Source organism: Corynebacterium sp. LaCa117 (assembly GCF_046717765.1).
In the GTDB taxonomy this organism is placed as follows: domain Bacteria; phylum Actinomycetota; class Actinomycetes; order Mycobacteriales; family Mycobacteriaceae; genus Corynebacterium; species Corynebacterium kefirresidentii.
Window position 1 is genome coordinate 151,331 of record NZ_CP177102.1, and the last position, 19,713, is coordinate 171,043.

The window sequence follows — 19,713 nt, forward strand, 5'->3', positions numbered from 1 at the left end:
CCCTCAGCACAGTCCTCTCTTAGTGAAGGAGCGCGCGGTATGACCACCCCGCATACTCACGAATCCACCGCCCACACCGAAGGTGACGAAGCCCCTAAAGTCCCACGCGGCGAATGGCGCCGGCAGTTTATTGGCCTCTTCGTGGGCTTGGCATTGGCGGTACTTGTCTTCTTTATCTTCCCCTCCAATGCCATCGAGACAGTCCAAGGCTCCTCTGGCGCAGATCCGGAAGCCGAGTACACGCTTGGTGCCATCCGCGCTGTTGCAGCGGTGACGATCCTTATGGGCGTGTGGTGGATGACTGAAGCTATTCCGCTCGCTGCCACCGCGCTGCTTCCGTTGGTTATTTTCCCACTAGCTGGCGTCGGATCAATCAAGGAAGTAGGCGCCCCGTATGCCTCCGCCACCATTTTCTTGTTCATGGGTGGCTTCCTCATCGCGCTGTCCCTGCAGCGCTGGAACCTGCACCGCCGCTTGGCCCTCTATGTGGTGAAGGTGATTGGTACCTCTCCCAAGCGCCTGATCTTGGGCTTTATGCTGGCTACCGGATTTTTGTCCATGTGGGTTTCTAATACGGCTACGGCCGTGGTCATGTTGCCTATTGGCACCTCGGTGCTCGCGCTGACCGCAGAGACCGTAGGCGGCTGGGAGAAGCAAAAGAAATTTGCCACGGCCCTCATGCTGGGCATTGCTTATTCCGCGTCCATTGGTTCGCTGGGCACGCTCATCGGCACCCCGCCGAATGCCTTCCTGAACGCGTATATGGCCGATACCTGGGGCGTTACCCTTGGCTTTGGTCGATGGATGGCGGTCGGTGTACCGCTCGCCGTGATCTTCCTGCTGATTGCTTGGGCACTACTTATCACCATTTTCAAGCCAGAGATGAAGGATATTCCGGGCGGCCGCGAGCTTATCGACGATGAAATTAAGGCCCTCGGCCCCTGGACCCGTCCCCAGATTATGACCGGCGTCATCTTTGTTCTGGCCGCCGCAGCGTGGGTAATCCTGCCGCTGGTGCTTAAGGAATTTGAGAACTATGACGATGCCATCGTGGGTATCGCTGCCGGCATCGTGCTCTTTATTCTTCCGGCGGATAATCAGCGTCGCACTCGTCTGCTCGACTGGAAGACTGCCAATGAGATGCCGTGGGACGTTCTCTTGCTCTTCGGCGGCGGCCTGTCGCTGTCCTCGGTCTTTAATTCTTCCGGACTGTCCCTGTGGATTGGTGAGATGGCTAAGGGACTGAGCGTCCTCCCAGTTGTCCTTATCGTCGCCGCCGTAGCCGCACTGGTGCTCTTCCTGACGGAGATCACCTCCAATACCGCTACGGCTGCCACCTTCATTCCAATCATGGGCGGCGTTGCCGTGGGTGTTGGCCTGACCGCGGAGGGAGATATCAACGTCCTTCTGCTCACCATTCCGGTGGCGCTCGCGGCAACCTGTGCATTTATGCTCCCCGTGGCCACCCCGCCGAACGCCATTGCTTATGGCTCTGGTTACGTCAAGATTGGCGAGATGATCAAGGGCGGTCTCGGACTCAATATCATCGGCATCTTCCTTATTACCCTTACGGTGTACCTGCTGGCGGTGCCCATCTTCGGCCTATCCATTTAGCGCAAGAGACCACGTAGCCATTCCCTAATGAAAAACGTTATCATTAGGGAATGGCTACACCCGTTACCGTGCTGTCCGGATTTTTAGGCAGCGGAAAAACCACGCTCTTAAACCACCTGCTTGCTAACCGCGAGGGGCGCAAGCTGGCCGTCATTGTCAATGACTTCTCCGAGGTCAATATTGACGCCGCTCTCGTTGCCGGCGAGGGCCACCTTGAGCGCGGGGAGGATCGCTTTGTCGAGCTCTCTAATGGCTGCATTTGCTGCACCCTGCGCGAAGACCTTATTGAATCCGTGGGCAAGCTCGCCCGCTCCGGCCGCTTCGACCAGATCGTCATCGAATCCACCGGCATTTCCGAACCCATGCCCGTTGCGGCCACCTTTGAGTGGGAGTTTGAGGATGGCACGACGCTTGCCGACGTCGCCCCCATCGACACCATGGTCTCCCTCGTGGACGCTTCCACCTTTCTTGACCAGTTGCGCCGTGGCAAGAGCCTTGCGTCCCAAAGCATCGAAGCCACGCCCGGCGATGACCGCACCGTGGCTGACCTCCTAGTGGACCAAGTTGAGTTCGCCGACCTTATCCTCATCACCAAGACCGACGTGGTTGATGCTGCCGAAGCCGAACGGGTCATCGCTACCGTGCGCGCCATGAACCCCCGCGCCCGCGTCGTGATTGTTACCAACGGTGTCATCGACCCGCGACTCGTCCTCGATGCCCACTTGTATGACATCGCTACCGCTGCCACCTATCACGGCTACGCCGAAGAACTGGCCAACCCGCATACCCCCGAGACCGAGGAATATGGCATCTCCTCGGTGGTCTTTCGTGCGGATCGGCCCTTTAATCGCGAGCGCTTACTTGCCGCCCTGCGGGCCAGCACCGGTCTGGTGCGTTCCAAGGGGTACTGCTGGATCGATACCGATCTGCGCGTTGCACACGCCTGGCAGCAAGCCGGCCCGAACCTCCAGATCGTGCCCGCGTCTCTCTGGGCGGCTAATGGCGTGACCCCTGGTGCTGAAATTGTTCTCATCGGCATTGACTTCGACCACGAGGCCACCCTGCAGGCTTTCCGGGACGCCCTGCTTTCCGACGCCGAAGTTGCCGCCCTCATTCCTTCCTAAAGCCTTCCCACTTCTCGTGGGTAAACACCAAGTGAACTGGGGATTTGGTAGTTTCCCAGACCGTGGGTATAGTTATTTCTCGTTGCACAGCAGAGCACACGCACTGCTTAACAACGGTCTGCGCCCGTAGCTCAACGGATAGAGCATCTGACTACGGATCAGAAGGTTGGGGGTTCGAATCCCTCCGGGCGCACCACCTAAACCCCCAGGTTAAACGGTATAAACACCGGGTAGCCTGGGGGTTTCTTCGCGTTTTAGCCGCCCAAAAGTAGTCCAGAGTAATCCCAGATGAACCGAAGTGAGTGCAAACGCGGTGCAAACACCCTGCAAACAGATTGCAAACGGATCGAAGGGCTGAGCTCGGAGTGCAGACATAAAAGAAGCCCCGCTCGCGCGGGGCTTCCAGCGATGTGAAGTCACGGATCGTTCGAAGGCTATTGAACTAGCCGGAGATGCCGAACCTTAGACTCTTTCTCCCGCTGGGCGCGCCGGGCTTGGGCGGATTCGACGCGCTTGCGCTCGGCTTCGAGGTGCCGTTCGATGGCTTCGGCAGCTTCGTCCAGGCCCTCGTCCCAAAGGTGGCCGTAGTGCTTGAGTGTGGTCGATGCGGAAGCGTGGCCACACATGCGCTGGACGACGTAGACGTCGGCGCCGGCCGCGATGGCCATGGATACAGCGGTGTGCCGGAGCTCGTAAGTCTTAAGCGTGGTGTCGACGCCGGCATCGACAAGCAGGTTCTCCCAAATCACTCGCCAGCGCGCGGTGGTCCACACGTGGCCGTATTCGTCGGGGAGTAGCCATGCTTCGGGGTCGCGGCCTTCGGCTGCCTCGGCGAGTGTGAGCAGCATGAGTCGGGATACGGGTACGTCTCGGTGCTGGCGGGTCTTGGTCTCGTCTACTCGGCCGAGGTCGTCGATGTCGCGGCGGATCATCAGCCGGCGCCGCGTCACGTCGAGGTCTTTGACCTTGAGGCCCTTGGCCTCTCCGGGGCGCAGCCCGGTCTTGAGAAGGACTTCAAGCATCATCTTCACCGCGGGATGCTTCGCGGCGAAGAGGAGGGCGTCGACTTCCTGGATTTTGAGGTAACGGCGCTCTGCTTTAGGGATGGCGGGGGAGGGGGAACCGTCGAGTGGATTGGCGTGGATGATCTTCATCTTCACCGCACGCGCGAGCATGGATTTAAACATGCCGGCAATCTTGCGCTTGGCAGAGCCTCCGAGGGGCTTTGGCTCCTGGCCTTCCTTGACCCCCTTCGTTGACGTGAGAGATGCAATCCAAGCGACGACTTGGTGCTCTTGAACCTGGGAGACCTTCTTGTTTCCCCATGCGGGCTGGATGTGGGTATTCCAGTAGGAGATATAGTCCTTTCGGGACTTCTCTGAGATGTTTGCCTTGGAGTCGAGCCACGGCTCCCATAGCTCGGCCAGAGTGACGTCTTTCTTGTCTGCCGAAATGAGAGTGCCGTCGGACTTGTTGACGCGCACTTTGGCGTCGAAAACCTCGGCGGACTCGTAGGTGTCGAATGTTTCGGAGGTGCGGTTTCCTTCGAGGTCAAGATATTGGACTATCCAACGCTTTCCGACGCCGTGGCGCTTAGTCGGAACCTTTTTGGTCTTCTTCTTTCCGGATTTCTCATCGGTAACGCTTACACGCTTATACCAGAGGTCACGAGGGGCCATTTGCTACACTTCTCCCTTGTCAGGTCAATTGTTGGTCTGTCGTCTCCTCTTCCTCCGTCGGTCGCCAAACTTGCCGGAGGAAGAGGGCTTAAAGAACTATTTGAAGATGCCAGCGTCTTCCGCATCCTGATACGTAAAGTCGGCATACTCCTTATCCTTGCGCTGCTCAAGCATGTGCTCATACACCCACCCGTAACAAGAACGGTCATTATCCGGCGAAACTGTCAGCGGAACAGTCGAGATAGCATCGGCACCCATGTTGTGGGAAACAATATCTAGCGCCGTTCTACGCTCAGCGCTGGACGACGATTTGTCTGCTAAAACGCCAATTGCAACAGATCTAGCTTGCCCCTGTTGGTCCTGTGGGCTATCCAAGGACGTCCTGCAAACGTAAGTCTGAAACGCCTCTTCCTTAGTTTCCTCATCAGCAAAATCTGGGTTCAGCAGAAAATAGATAAAAAGAACCACGAAAAAGAGCACCGGAATAAGCAGCACCAAGAGAAGCCAAAACCACCACTGCTTCCACAGTGACTTCTTCGGCGAAGGACTATCGCCATACGGCACCGACAAACCTTGCGGAGAATAAGGGGAATAGGGGCTGGGGGAATTCACGATGCAATCCTCTCGTACATACGTTGCCAAACCTCAACGAGGTGAACAGTAACTTCTAAATCACGGGCAATCGCGCCGGGGTGGGGGCAGACGGCTTCCGCCCGGGCGTAATCATCTTCGGAGATAAGCAGTTGGGCCGCCCATTCGTTGGCTTCACGCTCTTGGCGCTGAACTACCCAATTAGGCAGGGAGTCTCCGGCCAGGTGGTGGTGAGCCGCATGCCCAAGTTCGTGAGCAAGCGTGCAGCGGTAGGCGACGGGGCCAAGTCCGCGGCGCAAACTTATTGTCCGCGAGCCTGGGTACCAGCGCCCCTTTTCTCCTCCGGAATGGCGTGCGAGCGCCACATCCAGATTGGCGGCAACGATATCAAGGTCCATCATGAAATCCGTCCTCTCCGGGTTCTGGCTCGTCAGGAGAGGAATCTGCAGCGTAATCATCAATTGATTCTTCTCTTGAGGGAATCTCGGTAACAGTAGCTAGTGGCGAACTGTCTGTAGCCCTCTGGATGCGATCGACAACGATCTGTGCAAGCTCAAGGTCGGAAAAATCATCGATCGTTGCCAATTTTGAGTACTCTTTCAAGTCCTCCGTGGAGAGCACATCAGCAGCCAACAATCCGGGGATTGGGTTGGCCTTGTAGGCACGTGCGACCTCAACAACTGCGCTCGCCGGCTCATTCTCCAACCTTCGCTTAATAGTTGGATGAGTGGTGCCTAGCTTTTCAGCAATCGTGCGCCACGAATCACCATGGGTTACCCGTTCTTTCCATTCATCGAAAGCGTTCATGGAATGAATGGTAAGAAAACTAACCATCATTGTCTAGTTGACCAGCGCGGATTATAAATAAACCACCCCCGCAAGGGTGTAAGGGATTGTAATTACACCGCAATGGTTTATTATCGAACCGTGATGGAAAGGAGGTGAACCATGGCCAACAGTATTCGTGTTAAGGCGAACGAAATGAGAAAACTCTCCGAGCTTTACAAGCTAAACGCTAGTGGCATGGCAGAGCGCATCGGAGTTAACAGGGAGACCTATCTAAGGGCCATGGAGGGAGGAAATGTTTCCGCGAGCTTTGTGGCCGGGGCGACGCTTGGATTCGGAATAGAGTTCTCGTCCCTCTTCTACAGCGTTCGCGCCGAAAACGTGGCGGCTTAAGCGCGCCGGGAAATCGAGTATTGACGAAGGAGGGAAACAGTGAAATGGATACATTGAGTTGGGAAGAAAAGCAGGCACGCTCGTATCGAGACATGATGCGCAGTGGAATAGATGCGCGTTGCCGGATGAAGTACGGCTTTGAAAAGGGCTGGCAAGAGCAGGCCGAATGCTTCACAGAGATGATCATCGACGGGCTATACGGACAGGGTTTCCGAACCCCTTGGGAAGCGCCCGCTGAAAACTTTGCTTCGCTCGTCATGTCGAACTGTATGTCATTGACCGATAGCCAAAAGGCTGCTCTGGAAACAGATTTATTGGTGCCCGAAACCGGAAGCTACTAGTCAGAGATGTTCCTGCGGCAGGGGATACCGCGGGAACGAGAAAAGGACAGGCAATGAAGAAAGCAAAGTGGTCTGTGGAATTTCCAGTCCATGATGTTGAGGACCAGGAGCAGCGTCTAGAGGAGGCCAAGGGAGAGGCGAGAAATCTCCTCGCGAAAATTTTCCTCGATGGTGGCCTCGGGCATGGCGAGTGCACGCACGTTTCCGGGGCTATCGATGCCGCAGCAGATGTCGAAGAAGTCAGCGATGTTGTCGAAGGTTACCTAGCTCCGTACCTCGACACGGAACAAGAACAGTCCCTGGACGCGGACACATCCAGGGACTGACCAAACCATTCTTTATTTGGAAAGGAGAGCGCGTTGCCTCGCACTCTTACTAAGCAGGCTACCACTAGGCAGCCGAAGTTGATAAAGGTAGCGGATTTTTCGGAACAGTCTGGGCTTGCCCGCAAGCAAGTAATCAAGCTAATTCTCAGCGGCCGAATAAAGGCAGAAAAGATGAACCCGCGGGCCCGGAACTCTCCGTGGTTAATACCTGCAGCCGAACTCTCTCGTTACGTAGAGGAGATTGCAGCATGAAAACACGGCCAGTAAAAATCATCGTCACCCCGCTCACCGGGAACTGGACACTTGTGGATGCGGAAACGACAGTCAACGGAAAGACTTGGATTGTAAAAGCTGTCAAACCAGGAAAATACCTAAAGTGGAAAAGCTTCGAGGTATTCGAAAAGAGGACACTATCTCGGCTTGATCCGCATAGCGAAGTGTTCGAAACCATCCGCGATGCAATCACCTCGGCATTTTTCCACGAAACAAGCGTGCCAGGGGGAGATCCAGATCTTCCATACGAACTAGCAGGCCAAAAGCCATTTGATCTGCAAACACGAGCGTTTCTTTCGAAACTGATCGAATCGCTAAGCGGAGCTAAAGAACAACGTCTTCAGGACTTTTCTAACGCCGAGACACCGCTCGCACGCTTAATGGCCGGCATCGGAGCAGAAGCACTTGAAGATGCCATCAACATGATTCGGGTCGCGTATATGGAATACGCACATGATCCGATTCTTCTCGAAGCTGCTATCTCTTCTCGGCGCATAGATGAAGCCCAAGGAAAAACAGAACTCTAAGGAGAAAAACAATGACTATCACCCCGAATGACCTTGCTAGCAATAGCAACAATCCAGAGTCCAGTGCCCCGAAGGCCGGCGACCAGGAAGCCAAGGAATCCAAGTTCACTAAAGCTACAAAGAAAGTGAAGGCAAAGCGACAGAATCAAGAAGTTAAGTCCATCATTTATGAGACCTCTCGCGAGGAAGGTGGACGCCGGCTTCTAGTGGACCGTCATAGCTTGCCGCTGCCTCCTGCCGCTCACGTTTATGTGGACGTGGAGCCTGACGGATCGGGAATGGTAACTGCTCGAATTCCAGCAGCGCGAGTCCAGGTGATTCCTGCAGGAAAGAAGATCGCTACTCGTCGCCCCAAGCGCTCTGCGAAGAAAGGGGACGAATAATGGCTAAGCACCGCAAGCCGACCGACGATATTAATCAGCCGCCATTGTGGTGGTACATAGCTGTGCCAGGCGCGGTAATCGGAGTGATCGCTCTGTTAGGGGAGGTTCTCTAGTGTTCCGAAAGAAAGACCAGCACGAGGAAAAGTGGAAGACTTTCGCAGGTTTCATGTCGAATATTTCGATTCTGTGGAAAGTGCGGTTCAAGAAAAATATTTTCGTAGCTCTCCTTGAAGAGGATGGAGAACTCCTCACCGCAGGAACAGTCGAACTATCGCCAGCTTGGCCGCGAAAGATGGCCGGTGCGCTCCAAAACAGAGCCGACAGCATGAGTGAGAATATCGGCTTCCCAGACCAGGCCACCGAAAACGGTGACCGAGAAAAACTCTAAGGACTCAAAATGGAATTCATCTTGACCCTAATGTGCCTTATCGGAATTGGATGCGGGCTTCTCGTAATTATTCCCGCAATCAATCGTATTGGGATTCTGGAAGAAAAGGTCTCCGACTTGGACCGAGATCTCAGTGAAGCAGAGATTCAACTTGCCGAAGCCTTGCGAAGCGGATGGATTTCGAAGCGTCCACAAGTTCGCGTGGTGCGAATCGATGCTCCTCGCGAAGCGGTCGAATGAGGTTGTGAAACATGTTTGACCAAGTGTGCCCGACGTTTTCCTCTTATACCGGAGAAGAAGCGGCTAAACGTCACCAACAAACCGCTCAAGATGGCGTCGAGGATCTGCTCTCCAAAATGATTGAGTCTTGGGAGAAAGACGAATTATATATGGCTGAGCAGATGGCAGAGCAATTGCGAGCCCCACTCCTTGACCTGATCGCCGGAGGAACTGAACGTCTTCGGGCGGAGTGTGACCATATGTTTCGGCTTATGGACGAGGTCGACAGCCACAACGGCAAGAGGAAATGAAGTTAGTTCGACGCCGCTATCCACCGCGTGGCTATCTGATGACGATCGCTATTTCTCGCCGCAAGGCTTATATATCTATCGGCGACTTGATGGCCAATATCCCTCGGAGCCCATGGCTGCGAGGGATGGGAGAAACACCACAAAAACAGATATGTCGAGAAAGATACGTCGATCTTGACGATGCAGCCCGCTGGAGATTGCTGCTTGAAAGAGCAGGACACAAAGAGCCAGCTCAAGGATTAACACTCCTGCTTGGGTGGGCAGCGAACGAAGTCGATGGATTCAGGAATCAAGAGAAACGGAAAACCGCTTAGGAGAAAAGATGGCTAATCTTAAACAGCCGCAAGACGTTAGCTTCCTGGCCGAGTCGATCCAAGAGCTCGTCAACATTATTCGAGATGGGAAAACAGACCATGCGCTATCCCGCGCGCGCGAGCTCTCCCGCGAGATAGAAGCTTTGCTTCCAGAGCGTAGCCTTGAGGAATTAGGGCCCGCCTATTACCCGCAGTTGCCTGGTATGCATTGCCGGGTAGCTGGAGAAAAATACCTGGGGATCATCCTTAGCGTAGACGCTGACACCCAAGAGGCGACCATCATTAATATCTCCCCCGAGCCCGATATCTATATTTCGGATCTTGAGTTCGTAGTTCCTCTGTTTTCTGAGCCCACGGCTTGGCCGGCGAGGGGACGCCTAGCTCCAGTCTCAGAGGAGCCGGACATTCAGATAGTCGCTTCGCCGGAAATGTACGACGAGCCGGATGGGTATCCCATCAGCTTCGAGGAGTTTATCAAGCTGCCCGCCCGATCCACGGTGCGCTCGCATAGCACGGAGCAAGGCGTTACAGCCTACCGCGTGCGAAAAAATCGATGGGCTTTCGACGGTGTAGATGCTCTGGGGAATGAGCACGTAAATGATGAAGAAGCTTGGGACATGCTTGTCACAGCCTCGGAAGGTGGCTCAGTTATCTGCACTTATTTGGGCAAGTAGCAATGGCAGCTTCTGACGACCACGACGCTTGGTGGGCGGAACTTCCGCAAGCCCGAAAAGCACAGATACGTCGCTGGCTTGCCAAAAACACAGATATTGATCGCCCAACGCCTGGACAAATTCCGCTGCTAGATATGGAAAGGAGGAGCAATGGAAACGTCGAAAATAATCGTTGATGCGCAGCCATTTGCCAGAGCTCTCGCTGCTGCCATTGCCGTTGCGCCAAGTAAGGAACCCCTTGATGTAATTCAATTCCGGATTGTTGCAGATGAGTTAGTAGTAGCCGCGCGATCGCACACGGAAGCAGTAGCGGTAGAGGTACCTGTTTATTACCTCGATGTTGATTATGAACGTGACGGCTACTTCGAGATCACTCGTTCGGAAGCGCGCGCCCTGGCCGCGATGAAGATGAAGAAGGAGGATCCCGACGATGAGCTTCGTCTTGGCCTTCTAGTCCATGAACGATGGATTCATCGTACTGATGAGTCCGGGCTGGGATTAGGGCTAAGAGCTGTAAAAGTTCGGCGGTGCGGAAACCCTTATGAATCTGCATTAGGTGACGTCCCGCATGCGCTAACCCAAGCGGTGGAAAAGCCTGTAACGGAAGCGCACCCGAAGATGGACGGACGGCAATGGGCTTTGGTGGGAAAGGTCGCTAAGGCGCTTGATTGTCATTTAGCGCTCTGGGCTAATTCGAAACCAGAAAGCCAGAATGTGCGAACCGTAATCGAAGGTGATGGCGTGGCCATGATGGTGCTGTGCGCTGATATCGAAGTATCTGAGACTAAGGAACCAAGCGTAGAAGAACCCGCGTTGGAAATCTCCTTAGCGTCTATCGACGATACAGGTAACAACAATGGTGGAAAGACAGCACGCAAGGTATCTGCCAAACCGCCGAAGGGGCTAGCGTGAAAAGGCGCTTGGAGTTCGGCTTGGGTAACTGCCAAAGGCCAGAACACCGGCCTGGGCCTGACGGGCTTAATCTCTGGGAATCTCGACGCCCGCGGGAAACCGACAGTGAAATTGCACGCCGGCATTTGAAAGCCAAGCTGGAGTGTTACCGCTGCCCGTTGCTGGAGGACTGCGAAAGAATGGTCTGCCACTTCGAGGAGAGGAACGAATCTGTTGATGGGGTAGTCGCCGGTAGGTACTCCACTGCGCTAAGAAATCGGACTGGAGAAAAGCTAAACGTAACCTGTAAAGGCTGCGGAGAGCTGCTCGCGCCCCAGCACGACTTCGAACGCCCAGGCCGCGTTAACCGCAAACGGCATGCCGGAGAGCAATTCTGTACCGACTGTTACCCGCGGTTCTCTCGGCAGGCTAGGAGAAAAAGTTGACGAACACAATACAACCACCGAGACCACCGCCCTAAGAATGACCGCCATCAACATAGAAGAAGGACGCCACCATGCACATACCCGCACCACGGCAGGCGACCCCAGTCCGGGGAAGTGATCGTCGATGAGTTGGATACGTGTAGGCGATACCTTCAATGGAGCGCCAGAGTTCATGAAAGCCTTTGAGCTTGCCGTTGAGCGTGACGATCCCCGCTTAGTGGCTGAGCTAAAAGGGTGGACGATGGCCCTGTTTGTCTTCTCTGCGCAACAGTGGACGGACTATGAGATCGGATACGGAGCACTGGCAGACATTGTCGGTCTGTCGAGGGCACAGCAAGCGTTGCAGGACCTGATAAAAATCGGAGTACTCCGCGACGTGTCCACAGACTCCGAGCGTAAATATAAGCTCGTCGAGCGTGACTCCTTTGTCCACATCATCAAGTCCACCGACAAGAAGATGGCGGCGAAAAGAAAAAGAGACCAGAACAAAGGAACGCTCCAGGTTCCCGTGCTCTTGCGCGATGGTGACCAATGCCGCTACTGCGGTGTCGAGGTCAACTGGGCGGACCATAAGAATGATGAAGGTGGCACCTTTGACCACCGCAACCCCGAGGAGGACACAACCCCAGACAACTATGTTGTGTGCTGCCGCGGCTGCAATCAGTTGCGGTTCGAGCTCGGCGAAGAAGCCGATGATGAGCTCCCGCTCCTGGACGCGCCAGAGCAGGCAGTGTACGGCAAACACATCATGGCCAAGTTGTCTAAATGGTGGCGCATCACTGCACGCACGTGTCGCCAAATGGGAATCCCGAATCCGTTAAACGCGGACTCGGTTGAGGCCCACCCGGACCCCGCACCTGCCAGCGGGCCTACGGCTGCATCTGTACCTACTACCCAACCTCCGGCACCGGGCGGCAACCAGCCGTCAAGCGCGCCGCGGCTCCCGGCACCACCCAAAGGCGGATTCGCCGGTCGAGCTGCCAAAGAGGACACCCCAGACCCTGCAACCAGCAAGGGCACCAAGAAGACCACATCCACCCAAAGGACCCCGGCACCGGGCGGCAACCAGCCGTCAAGCGCGCCGCAGAACGATACCACGACGCCGGCGGCACCCGGCGCCCGTTCCGCCAAAGAGTCCACCCGACCCGTGCGCAAGCGCCGCCGAGCCCGCCGACGCCGTAGGTAACTATTCGCTCTATTAATTCGTAACGCGAACTTACCCCCTACCCGTCGCCAAATACCCCCGGCGTCGTGTTCTTTTCGCATGCCCAGATACCCCGCGACCCTCAAGAATCTTTCCCGGGAAAGGGGGGTAGACGTTCCCGGGAAGCCGGGTCGGGACGGGACGGGACGGGACGGGTCGGGTCGGGCCGGGCAAGCCTTTAGCCGCACCCTGATTATCTTTGAAAGGAAACACTGAACATGGATGATGTACTTCTAGATAGGCTTTCCAGATCACTGGTAACGCTTGAGAACCTTGGGCCGAAATTGGATGACCTACTTTTCCCACGGCAGGCACCACCCGACGGCGGGGGAGTAGGAGGGCGACCGGGCCCCAAACCTCCACTCGTGGTATCCATCGTGGATCTCAAAGTCGAAGTGGAATCGTGCCTGCACTTCTGGGCAACGGAACTCTCAGTAAGCTGTGAACAACTAGAGCACACGACAGCTAAAGACATTGGAGCTCTAGCACTCTGGTTGCGTAGGCGGCTCAACGAGCTGGAGACTGTGCCTTGGGCTGAGCAAGCAGCGATAGAAATTATCGACAAAGCTTGGTTTGTTGAGCAAACAGTTGCACCAACAGATGCAAGGGAAACCATCGAGCCGCCGTCTGAAGGCACCACGCGAGTAATAGCCAGTTGGCTCAAAAAATTAGGCCACCCCCTCTCCAGAACTTCCCTCCGCCTCTACATGGAGGACGGCGCCCTGGACTACACCATCGACCAGCAAGGCCGAAAAATCCTGCGCCTAGAAGACGCCATGAATCTAGCCAAAAGGCGCAATGACCAGCAAAGCTACATAAGCGCCCACCCTGTGTTATAAGATAATCGCGAAAGCGCTGGGCCCGAACATCAAGTACCGATGTCCGGGCCTTTCGCATACCCACGGAAAGGAAAATTCCATGGCAAGCTTCCAGAGCAACCACCGCACCCGTCAACGCGGCGTGCCCCGCAAGCTCCGAACAGCCGTCATGCGCCGATGCCGTGGCCAATGCGAAAAGCGCGGACCCAACTGCACGGGAACCGCTACCCAAGTCGACCACATCATTCCAGTGGTAGAAGGCGGAACCGATGCGCTATCCAACCTCGAAGGAACGTGCGCCGCCTGTCACGCCCCCAAGACCCAGCGGGAGGCGCAGCGCGCCCGGGCCCGATACTCGCGCAAGCGACCCCCAGCCCCTCGAGCCGGACTCTTGCCCGGGGCGTCGCCTACCGCGCGCCGGCCCCCTGGGGATCCCCTCCCCGGCCGTCGAAGCGCACGGACGGCATAGGGCCTCCGATAGTGTACGGGTTTCCAACTTTTTGCAGGCAGGGCTATAAAACCGCCCTAGATGAACCGCTCCGGCGAAAGTAGGCATCGGGCCTCGCCGAAAGGCGGCGCGCCGGGCTGAACGGCTGTACGGCTTTCAAGAATTGCGGAAAGTTAAAACCCCTGCATAAAGCATTAAGTCGTAACGCTCTGTGGTAAAATTGGGTTATGAAATGCGTCGAGTGTGGAGCGAAAACCGGCCTAGGTGGCGCCCGCGGGCGTCGCCCTCGGTACTGCTCTAACGCCTGCCGGCAACGTGCGTACCGACGGCGCCAACGCACTACCCGTACGCCGCAGCGTTTAACGGCACTCTCACGGTGGACGCGAGCGGCCGGGAAAAGGCCAATCCAAACGAACGGAAAAGCTGCTTCCTCTACAGACCCAACAACGTGGTCCACCTACGCCGAAGTGCAAAACTCCACAGCTGGAGACGGCTACGGCTTCATGCTCGGCGATGGGGTGGTGTGCATCGACCTAGACAACGCTCTCGAGGACGGAAAGCCGACGCCTACCGCTCAAGCCGTACTTGATACGACCGAAGGAGCGTGGGCGGAAGTATCGACCTCTGGCGCTGGAATTCACATATTCGGTGCTGGATTTGAGCGCGCCGGGCGCCGCCTCGTGTCCGCAGATGGAACCGGAGTGGAGATTTATACTCGCGGGCGCTTTATTCGAATGACCGGAAAGACCTATCGACCAGGAGGACTCGTAGTCCTGGACCTTGACGCTGTACTAACTGCTGCGCAAGCAATGTAGACCGTTCGCAAGAAGGGGGTGATGCCAATGCCAGGCCCCGTCCCCAAGAGATCGGACCAGCGCCGTCGCCGAAACAAGACCGAAGGACCAGAAGTAGCGAAAATCGCCGGAGCGGCTGCAGTCAAGGCCCCTGCAGAGGATAAGAGCTGGCATATTGCAGCAAAGCGCTGGTATCGATCTCTGAAGAAGTCCGGGCAAAACGTCTTTTACGAGCCCTCCGACTGGGCTTATGCACAGCTATGCGCAGACTTAATGAGCGCGGAGATGCATCGAGAAAAGCCCCGCGCAGTGATGATGTCCCAAATTCTTTCCATGATGGATAACTTGCTCACCTCTGAAGGGGCTCGCCGCCGTGTCCGCATTGAGCTTATCCGAGCAGAGCAAGGTCAAGGTGAGGAATCGAATAATGTAGTCGATCTGAACCCGGAGGCGCTTTATGGCTGATACTGCGCTTCTTACTCCGGAAGCTGGGCTTCTGCTCCCTGGGTACACCATCGACCCGGAGACTGGGGCCTGGGAAACACTGCCGTGGCCAGGAGACCCTGCGCTTCCCAAGACTGATCCCCTTCGTCTGGCGTTGCTGCCGCCCTCCCTCGGTCCGCAGATTATCCGGTGGGTCGAGTACTGGCTTATCGACCATAAGACCGGACTGCCTTTTCGGATGACACTTCGGCAAAAGCGCTACTTTCACATGAAATACGCCATTCATCCCGATAGCGGCCGCTGGGTCTATACGACCTCGGTCGTGCGAGGAGCAAAGGGCACCGGCAAAGACCCACTAGGAGCCTGTGAAGCACTCGTAGAGATGTGCGGCCCGGTCAAACTCGTCGGCTGGCAGGACGGCCGCCCTGTAGGAGCGCCCCGACGCTTCGCGAAAGTCGGCCTCGGCGCCAACTCCCTAGAGCAGGCCGGCGAAATGCTTGAGGTAGCCAACGGCATGATTTCCGACAAACTCAAGCGCAAGTTGCGCATCGATACCGGAATGACCCGAACGCTTATCCCGTCCAACGGTTCAAAGATAGAGCTGCTCACCGCATCAGAACGAACCGGCGAGGGCAAGCCCCAGACAGCCGTTATTCTCAACGAGACCCACCACATGACGGAATCCTCAGGTGGTACAAAAATCGCTCAGGTTGGCTACCGAAACGTCTCCAAGTCCCCGAAGGATGTTAAAGCACGAGTATCCGAGTTCACCAACGCTCACCGCCAAGGTATGGACTCCTGGGCAGAGCGAAGCTTTGTCGAATGGCAGGAGCAAGTCGCGCGGGGTCGCGTAAAAATGCTTTACGATAGCGTCGAATACGACCCGCGGCTCAACATCGCTTATGAAGACGACCTCCGCCAAGGAATCGCTCAGGCGTACAAAGATGCTCCGTGGGCTGACCAAGTATCCATTTTTGAAGCCGCCCTCGACTCACGCACCTCGACGGCCGAGACCATCCGCTACTACCTCAACGGCCTCGCCGCCGCCGAGGAAGCATGGACCGACCCCGGCAAGTTCGACGCCCTCGCCGCCCCCGACACCGTCGTGGACGAAGGCGAGAAAATCGCTATGTTCCTCGACTGCTCAAAGAGCACAGACGCCACAACGCTATCCGCCTGCAGGCTCACCGACGGTCACGTCATCAGCCTTGGCGGATGGAAGCGGCCCAAAGGCGCGCGCGGAGATGATTGGCTCGCACCCCGAGAGGTAGTCGATGCCGTTGTTCGCGAAGCCTTCGACTACTACAACGTCACGTGGTTCGGAGTAGACCCCTCGCCGGCCACCGACGATGAAACCGAAGCACTCTATTGGGGACCCTTAATCGACCAATGGCACCGTGACTTCGCCAAACATCTCAAGGTATGGGCAACACCTGGAGCCGGCGGCCACAGCGTCAAATTCGACATGCGAATGAGCCAATCCGGCGCAGTCCGAAGAAACCAACTCTTCACCGAGACCGCAATGCAAACAGCACTCGACATCGAAGAAGGACGCTTCACCCACGACGGCGACCCCATGCTGCGCCAGCATGTCCACAACGCACGACGACGCCCCAACCAATGGGGAGTATCCCTAGGAAAAATCAACCGCTCCTCCAACAAGCTCGTCGACTACGCCGTCACCATGATCGGCGCCCGCATGGGGCGCACCACCGTGCTCAACTCGGGCAAGACCACCGCAGGCAAACGCCGCGGAGCCCGACTACTCAATTAAGGAGGCCACCATGAGCGACCTCATCAAGTCCGCCGCCGTCGCGCCGGGCCTGGACGCCCAGGAGCAGCGCGCTCTGGCATTGATGGCTAAGCAGCTCCAGGCGCACCAGCGGTCTAATGACTTGCGCTCGATGTACTACCTGGGGAAGCGCTCTCTGCGTGCTGCTGGAAAGCTCGGTATGGCCATGCCTCCACAGCTCGGACGTCTAGAGACGATTCTCGGCTGGCCAGCTAAGGCAGTCACCACGCTGGAGCACCGGCTCAACCCCACTGGTTTCGTTGTCCGTGGGGAGTCTGAGCCCGATAGTGTGCTGGAAGAAGTTGCTTGGGATAATCAGCTCTCCGAGCTGCAATCCATGGCTCATACGGCTTCCCTGATTCACGGCACCGCGTTTGTCACCGTCTCCGCTGGCGACGAGTCGCAGGGAGAGCCACCGGCTGTTATCGCTGCGCGCTCTGCACGTGAAGCCAGTGCCCTATATAACAAGCGCACTCGCCGCATTGTTGCAGGCATGACCCTTAACAGCGACGAGGTAGGCAATACCCAGCAGGTTGTGCTCTGGCTGCCGGATACCATCGTGGAGATCACTCGCGCGGGAAATAGCTGGCGTGTTGAGCGGCACCCGCACTGGCTGGGAGCCGTGCCCATGGAGCGCTTGGCTTTCCGACCGCACCTAGAGCAGACCTTCGGCATGCCGAGGATTACCGACGAGGTCATGGGTCTCAACGACGCGGCTGTGCGCACCATGCTCCGAATGGAGGGAACCGCCGAGTTCTTCTCGTTCCCTCAGCGCTACGCCTTAGGCGTGGATTCAGATGACTTTGCGGATACCTTCAAGACCTACCTGAACCGCTTCCTCGCCCTGGGGCCGGATGAAGACTCCGGAACGCTGCCTCAGATTGGCCAGTTCAATCCATCGAGCCCACAGCCGCATATCGATCAGCTGCGCGCAATCGCCGGGCAATTCTCCGGTGCAACATCAATCCCGCTCAACTACCTCGGCATTGTCCACGACAACCCCAGCTCGGCCGACGCGATCCACGCGGCAGAGGCCGACCTCATCGCGGTCGCCACCCGAGCAACCGAGGGATACGGCCCCGCATGGGCTCGTGCGGCCGGATACGCTCACCAAATCTATAACCGCGACTATAAGCCCGACCCGCGTATGAAGGGGCTCATCACCCAATGGCGGGACCCAGCAACACCGACAGCCTCTGCTGCCGCGCAATCCGTGATGTCCCTCATCTCGGTCGGCGCCCTTCCGCCCAACTCCGCGGTGACATACCGACTGCTTGGCTATGACGAGGCCACTGTTCAGCAACTCGTTGCAGACGCCCGAAGCGCAGCCGGCCGTCAAGCGCTCGCAGCCCTATCTAAAACAACTGACCCAGAGGTAGATGCACTCACCGCCGAATCTACGGAGTAAGCAAAGGAGGTAGGTCATGGACGTCGCATGGTCCACACACCGAAGGCAGCTCGCTGCAGCCATTCGCATGGCGACTAAACAACTCCTAGAAATAGTCCGAGCTAATCCATCGATGAGCCATGATGACCTACTCTTCTACTACCAAGCGTTGATAGACCAATACGGCCAAGCCGCTGCAGAATCCGCCTTTCTCGCGTTAGAAAATTCCCGACGCACCGCAGGCCTATGGAATGACCTCGCCGCCCCCGTAAGCGCGGGACTCCCGCCACCCGAACAAATCAGGGGAACAATGGCATGGGCCGTGAGCAAAGCCGCCGGAAACGACCTACACTCCATCGCCACAGTGCTGGCACGTCCCCTCGGTCGTCTCATTCAACAACCAGCCCGCGACACTATCTGGAATTCCACCCGCGCCGCCGGAACACGATACGCCCGAATCCCCGGGCCGAAAGCGTGCTGGTTCTGTCTCATGCTCGCCAGCCGCGGCGGCGTATACACCTCCAAAGAAGCCGCCCTATCGGTCACCAGCCGCAGCGCTACCCGGACCACGACACACTGGCGCAACCCAACGGCAACTACTGGCCATACGTACCAGAAAGGCCGCCCCAGAGACGCCGCCTACCACGACAACTGCACCTGCGTGGCCGTAGAAAGCCATAGCCCCGCTGATCTCCCAGAGGTCATCCACACACTCCAACAAGAGTGGTACGACATCACCTGGGACGAACGCGGACCCGCACCAGCCCAAGCAGAACTCTGGAAACAACACATACGGCAAACACGACCCAACGGCGAAACACTTCGCCCCACCAAGCCCCGGTAACGCACGCCGCGCCGGGCAGTTGCTCATCGTCTAATGGCAGGACACCGGGTTTTGGTCTCGGTAATCCAGGTTCGAGTCCTGGTGAGCAAGCCCTCCCCACACCTAGAAGGTGGCGGGGATTATCCATGTAAAGAGCACAATTCCCAGGAGGAAAAATGCCTAAATCTATCCCAGCCACCAACGTCGACGGCCAGGAGCCAGAGGCAGAAACCAAACAGCCAGAATCCTCACAGCAAGGAAATCCAGACACCGGCCAAGAGCAGGACTCTAAGGCGCAGATGTCCCGGGAAGACCTTGAAGCGGAGCTGGCCAAGGTACGCAAGGAGTCTGCAGCTCATCGTATCGAGCGCAATAAGGCGCGAGCCGCCCTCGAAGAAAATCGAAAGTCCAACTCTACAGACTCCGACCGACTCGCAGCACTGGAAAAGGAGCTAGCCGAGTCGAAAATCCAAGCTGCCCGCGCGCAGGTGGCTAAGGAAACCGGCCTACCCGAGCACCTCATCATTGGCGATAACGCCGAGGAAATGAACGAGCATGCAACGTCGATGCAAGAACACATCGACAAGCTCGTAGAAGCGGCTGTCGCTGAAAAGCTCGGAGCCACCCCACCTATGCCCGTTGTCCGCGGCGAAGCCGCTGGCGGTCAACCGGAATCCGATGAGGACTGGCTACGCAAAGCCTTCCTCAAGAAATAGAAAGGAA

Annotated in this window: 26 protein-coding genes and 1 tRNA gene; 23 read left to right on the forward strand and 4 right to left on the reverse strand. The window is 56.9% G+C overall.

From position 1 onward, the window contains the following. Positions 1-39 precede the first annotated feature (39 nt). The 3 genes from ACLI1L_RS00770 to ACLI1L_RS00780 all read left to right on the forward strand — a co-directional run bounded on the left by ACLI1L_RS00770 (position 40) and on the right by ACLI1L_RS00780 (position 2,934). Positions 40-1,614, forward strand: a complete 1,575-nt coding sequence (locus ACLI1L_RS00770; RefSeq protein ID WP_086588616.1) for an SLC13 family permease — start codon at positions 40-42, stop codon at positions 1,612-1,614. A 50-nt stretch (positions 1,615-1,664) separates the two neighbouring features. Continuing rightward, positions 1,665-2,738 carry a GTP-binding protein gene (locus ACLI1L_RS00775; protein ID WP_411707785.1) on the forward strand — a complete coding sequence of 358 codons (1,074 nt, stop codon included), beginning with the start codon at positions 1,665-1,667 and terminating at the stop codon, positions 2,736-2,738. A gap of 120 nt (positions 2,739-2,858) precedes the next feature. Next, positions 2,859-2,934: transfer RNA gene (locus tag ACLI1L_RS00780), tRNA-Arg, on the forward strand. 238 nt (positions 2,935-3,172) lie between these two features. Here the strand turns inward: ACLI1L_RS00780 and ACLI1L_RS00785 are convergent. The 4 genes from ACLI1L_RS00785 to ACLI1L_RS00800 all read right to left on the reverse strand — a co-directional run bounded on the left by ACLI1L_RS00785 (position 3,173) and on the right by ACLI1L_RS00800 (position 5,815). Next, positions 3,173-4,417, reverse strand: a complete 1,245-nt coding sequence (locus ACLI1L_RS00785; protein WP_411707786.1) for a tyrosine-type recombinase/integrase — start codon at positions 4,415-4,417, stop codon at positions 3,173-3,175. A 96-nt stretch (positions 4,418-4,513) separates the two neighbouring features. Then, positions 4,514-5,029: a hypothetical protein gene (locus tag ACLI1L_RS00790; RefSeq protein WP_411707787.1), complete on the reverse strand. Its 516-nt coding sequence runs from the start codon at positions 5,027-5,029 to the stop codon at positions 4,514-4,516. Beyond that, positions 5,026-5,409: an ImmA/IrrE family metallo-endopeptidase gene (locus ACLI1L_RS00795; RefSeq protein WP_411707788.1), complete on the reverse strand. Its 384-nt coding sequence runs from the start codon at positions 5,407-5,409 to the stop codon at positions 5,026-5,028. Before ACLI1L_RS00795 ends, ACLI1L_RS00790 begins: the two co-directional genes overlap by 4 nt. Next, on the reverse strand, positions 5,396-5,815 hold the full coding sequence (locus ACLI1L_RS00800) for a hypothetical protein (protein WP_411707789.1): 420 nt from the start codon (positions 5,813-5,815) through the stop codon (positions 5,396-5,398). Before ACLI1L_RS00800 ends, ACLI1L_RS00795 begins: the two co-directional genes overlap by 14 nt. Positions 5,816-5,956: 141 nt before the next feature. On the opposite strand from ACLI1L_RS00800, the gene ACLI1L_RS00805 reads away from it, so the two are divergent. From ACLI1L_RS00805 to ACLI1L_RS00900, 20 genes are all read left to right on the forward strand, one after another. After that, positions 5,957-6,187: a hypothetical protein gene (locus ACLI1L_RS00805; protein ID WP_411707790.1), complete on the forward strand. Its 231-nt coding sequence runs from the start codon at positions 5,957-5,959 to the stop codon at positions 6,185-6,187. A 44-nt stretch (positions 6,188-6,231) separates the two neighbouring features. Next, positions 6,232-6,528, forward strand: a complete 297-nt coding sequence (locus tag ACLI1L_RS00810) for a hypothetical protein (RefSeq protein ID WP_411707791.1) — start codon at positions 6,232-6,234, stop codon at positions 6,526-6,528. Positions 6,529-6,581: 53 nt separating this feature from the next. Continuing rightward, entirely contained in the window at positions 6,582-6,854 is a 273-nt protein-coding gene (locus ACLI1L_RS00815; RefSeq protein ID WP_394286651.1) for a hypothetical protein, read from the forward strand. 248 nt (positions 6,855-7,102) lie between these two features. Next, positions 7,103-7,654 carry a hypothetical protein gene (locus ACLI1L_RS00820; RefSeq protein ID WP_411707792.1) on the forward strand — a complete coding sequence of 184 codons (552 nt, stop codon included), beginning with the start codon at positions 7,103-7,105 and terminating at the stop codon, positions 7,652-7,654. Between the two features lie 11 nt (positions 7,655-7,665). Then, positions 7,666-8,037, forward strand: coding sequence for a hypothetical protein (locus ACLI1L_RS00825; RefSeq protein ID WP_411707793.1), 372 nt, complete (start codon positions 7,666-7,668; stop codon positions 8,035-8,037). 112 nt (positions 8,038-8,149) lie between these two features. Continuing rightward, positions 8,150-8,425: a hypothetical protein gene (locus ACLI1L_RS00830; RefSeq protein ID WP_411707794.1), complete on the forward strand. Its 276-nt coding sequence runs from the start codon at positions 8,150-8,152 to the stop codon at positions 8,423-8,425. Positions 8,426-8,434: 9 nt separating this feature from the next. After that, positions 8,435-8,665, forward strand: a complete 231-nt coding sequence (locus ACLI1L_RS00835) for a hypothetical protein (RefSeq protein WP_394286647.1) — start codon at positions 8,435-8,437, stop codon at positions 8,663-8,665. Positions 8,666-8,676: 11 nt separating this feature from the next. Next, positions 8,677-8,955 carry a hypothetical protein gene (locus tag ACLI1L_RS00840; RefSeq protein WP_411707795.1) on the forward strand — a complete coding sequence of 93 codons (279 nt, stop codon included), beginning with the start codon at positions 8,677-8,679 and terminating at the stop codon, positions 8,953-8,955. Then, positions 8,952-9,269 carry a hypothetical protein gene (locus tag ACLI1L_RS00845; RefSeq protein ID WP_411707796.1) on the forward strand — a complete coding sequence of 106 codons (318 nt, stop codon included), beginning with the start codon at positions 8,952-8,954 and terminating at the stop codon, positions 9,267-9,269. The genes ACLI1L_RS00840 and ACLI1L_RS00845 overlap by 4 nt, the downstream gene beginning before the upstream one ends. Before the next feature lie 8 nt (positions 9,270-9,277). Continuing rightward, complete coding sequence (locus ACLI1L_RS00850; protein WP_411707797.1) at positions 9,278-9,943, forward strand: hypothetical protein; 666 nt, start codon at positions 9,278-9,280, stop codon at positions 9,941-9,943. Between the two features lie 150 nt (positions 9,944-10,093). Beyond that, positions 10,094-10,855: a hypothetical protein gene (locus ACLI1L_RS00855; RefSeq protein WP_411707798.1), complete on the forward strand. Its 762-nt coding sequence runs from the start codon at positions 10,094-10,096 to the stop codon at positions 10,853-10,855. Positions 10,856-11,404: 549 nt separating this feature from the next. Continuing rightward, positions 11,405-12,466, forward strand: a complete 1,062-nt coding sequence (locus tag ACLI1L_RS00860) for a hypothetical protein (protein ID WP_411707799.1) — start codon at positions 11,405-11,407, stop codon at positions 12,464-12,466. 236 nt (positions 12,467-12,702) lie between these two features. Further along, the gene (locus tag ACLI1L_RS00865; protein ID WP_411707800.1) at positions 12,703-13,323 is read left to right on the forward strand and encodes a hypothetical protein; all 621 of its coding nucleotides are present in this window, start codon (positions 12,703-12,705) and stop codon (positions 13,321-13,323) included. Positions 13,324-13,402: 79 nt separating this feature from the next. After that, positions 13,403-13,771: an HNH endonuclease gene (locus tag ACLI1L_RS00870; protein WP_411707801.1), complete on the forward strand. Its 369-nt coding sequence runs from the start codon at positions 13,403-13,405 to the stop codon at positions 13,769-13,771. Between the two features lie 446 nt (positions 13,772-14,217). Further along, on the forward strand, positions 14,218-14,565 hold the full coding sequence (locus ACLI1L_RS00875) for a hypothetical protein (RefSeq protein ID WP_411707802.1): 348 nt from the start codon (positions 14,218-14,220) through the stop codon (positions 14,563-14,565). Positions 14,566-14,592: 27 nt separating this feature from the next. Then, positions 14,593-15,009: a hypothetical protein gene (locus tag ACLI1L_RS00880; RefSeq protein ID WP_411707803.1), complete on the forward strand. Its 417-nt coding sequence runs from the start codon at positions 14,593-14,595 to the stop codon at positions 15,007-15,009. Further along, the gene (locus ACLI1L_RS00885) at positions 15,002-16,762 is read left to right on the forward strand and encodes a terminase (protein WP_411707804.1); all 1,761 of its coding nucleotides are present in this window, start codon (positions 15,002-15,004) and stop codon (positions 16,760-16,762) included. Before ACLI1L_RS00880 ends, ACLI1L_RS00885 begins: the two co-directional genes overlap by 8 nt. 10 nt (positions 16,763-16,772) lie before the next feature. Then, positions 16,773-18,188, forward strand: coding sequence for a phage portal protein (locus ACLI1L_RS00890; RefSeq protein ID WP_411707805.1), 1,416 nt, complete (start codon positions 16,773-16,775; stop codon positions 18,186-18,188). A gap of 16 nt (positions 18,189-18,204) precedes the next feature. Then, positions 18,205-19,011 carry a hypothetical protein gene (locus ACLI1L_RS00895; RefSeq protein ID WP_411707806.1) on the forward strand — a complete coding sequence of 269 codons (807 nt, stop codon included), beginning with the start codon at positions 18,205-18,207 and terminating at the stop codon, positions 19,009-19,011. 155 nt (positions 19,012-19,166) lie between these two features. Next, on the forward strand, positions 19,167-19,706 hold the full coding sequence (locus ACLI1L_RS00900) for a hypothetical protein (protein WP_411707807.1): 540 nt from the start codon (positions 19,167-19,169) through the stop codon (positions 19,704-19,706). The last annotated feature ends 7 nt before the right edge of the window (positions 19,707-19,713 follow it).

Bases quoted from the DNA above. Each gene is read 5' to 3' on its own strand.
- ACLI1L_RS00770 (WP_086588616.1), top strand. From the start codon at position 40: ATGACCACCCCGCATACTCACGAATCCACCGCCCACACCGAAGGTGAC.
- ACLI1L_RS00775 (WP_411707785.1), top strand. From the start codon at position 1,665: ATGGCTACACCCGTTACCGTGCTGTCCGGATTTTTAGGCAGCGGAAAA.
- ACLI1L_RS00785 (WP_411707786.1), bottom strand. From the start codon at position 4,417: ATGGCCCCTCGTGACCTCTGGTATAAGCGTGTAAGCGTTACCGATGAG.
- ACLI1L_RS00795 (WP_411707788.1), bottom strand. From the start codon at position 5,409: ATGATGGACCTTGATATCGTTGCCGCCAATCTGGATGTGGCGCTCGCA.
- ACLI1L_RS00800 (WP_411707789.1), bottom strand. From the start codon at position 5,815: ATGAACGCTTTCGATGAATGGAAAGAACGGGTAACCCATGGTGATTCG.
- ACLI1L_RS00805 (WP_411707790.1), top strand. From the start codon at position 5,957: ATGGCCAACAGTATTCGTGTTAAGGCGAACGAAATGAGAAAACTCTCC.
- ACLI1L_RS00810 (WP_411707791.1), top strand. From the start codon at position 6,232: ATGGATACATTGAGTTGGGAAGAAAAGCAGGCACGCTCGTATCGAGAC.
- ACLI1L_RS00815 (WP_394286651.1), top strand. From the start codon at position 6,582: ATGAAGAAAGCAAAGTGGTCTGTGGAATTTCCAGTCCATGATGTTGAG.
- ACLI1L_RS00820 (WP_411707792.1), top strand. From the start codon at position 7,103: ATGAAAACACGGCCAGTAAAAATCATCGTCACCCCGCTCACCGGGAAC.
- ACLI1L_RS00825 (WP_411707793.1), top strand. From the start codon at position 7,666: ATGACTATCACCCCGAATGACCTTGCTAGCAATAGCAACAATCCAGAG.
- ACLI1L_RS00835 (WP_394286647.1), top strand. From the start codon at position 8,435: ATGGAATTCATCTTGACCCTAATGTGCCTTATCGGAATTGGATGCGGG.
- ACLI1L_RS00840 (WP_411707795.1), top strand. From the start codon at position 8,677: ATGTTTGACCAAGTGTGCCCGACGTTTTCCTCTTATACCGGAGAAGAA.
- ACLI1L_RS00845 (WP_411707796.1), top strand. From the start codon at position 8,952: ATGAAGTTAGTTCGACGCCGCTATCCACCGCGTGGCTATCTGATGACG.
- ACLI1L_RS00850 (WP_411707797.1), top strand. From the start codon at position 9,278: ATGGCTAATCTTAAACAGCCGCAAGACGTTAGCTTCCTGGCCGAGTCG.
- ACLI1L_RS00855 (WP_411707798.1), top strand. From the start codon at position 10,094: ATGGAAACGTCGAAAATAATCGTTGATGCGCAGCCATTTGCCAGAGCT.
- ACLI1L_RS00860 (WP_411707799.1), top strand. From the start codon at position 11,405: ATGAGTTGGATACGTGTAGGCGATACCTTCAATGGAGCGCCAGAGTTC.
- ACLI1L_RS00865 (WP_411707800.1), top strand. From the start codon at position 12,703: ATGGATGATGTACTTCTAGATAGGCTTTCCAGATCACTGGTAACGCTT.
- ACLI1L_RS00870 (WP_411707801.1), top strand. From the start codon at position 13,403: ATGGCAAGCTTCCAGAGCAACCACCGCACCCGTCAACGCGGCGTGCCC.
- ACLI1L_RS00880 (WP_411707803.1), top strand. From the start codon at position 14,593: ATGCCAGGCCCCGTCCCCAAGAGATCGGACCAGCGCCGTCGCCGAAAC.
- ACLI1L_RS00885 (WP_411707804.1), top strand. From the start codon at position 15,002: ATGGCTGATACTGCGCTTCTTACTCCGGAAGCTGGGCTTCTGCTCCCT.
- ACLI1L_RS00890 (WP_411707805.1), top strand. From the start codon at position 16,773: ATGAGCGACCTCATCAAGTCCGCCGCCGTCGCGCCGGGCCTGGACGCC.
- ACLI1L_RS00895 (WP_411707806.1), top strand. From the start codon at position 18,205: ATGGACGTCGCATGGTCCACACACCGAAGGCAGCTCGCTGCAGCCATT.
- ACLI1L_RS00900 (WP_411707807.1), top strand. From the start codon at position 19,167: ATGCCTAAATCTATCCCAGCCACCAACGTCGACGGCCAGGAGCCAGAG.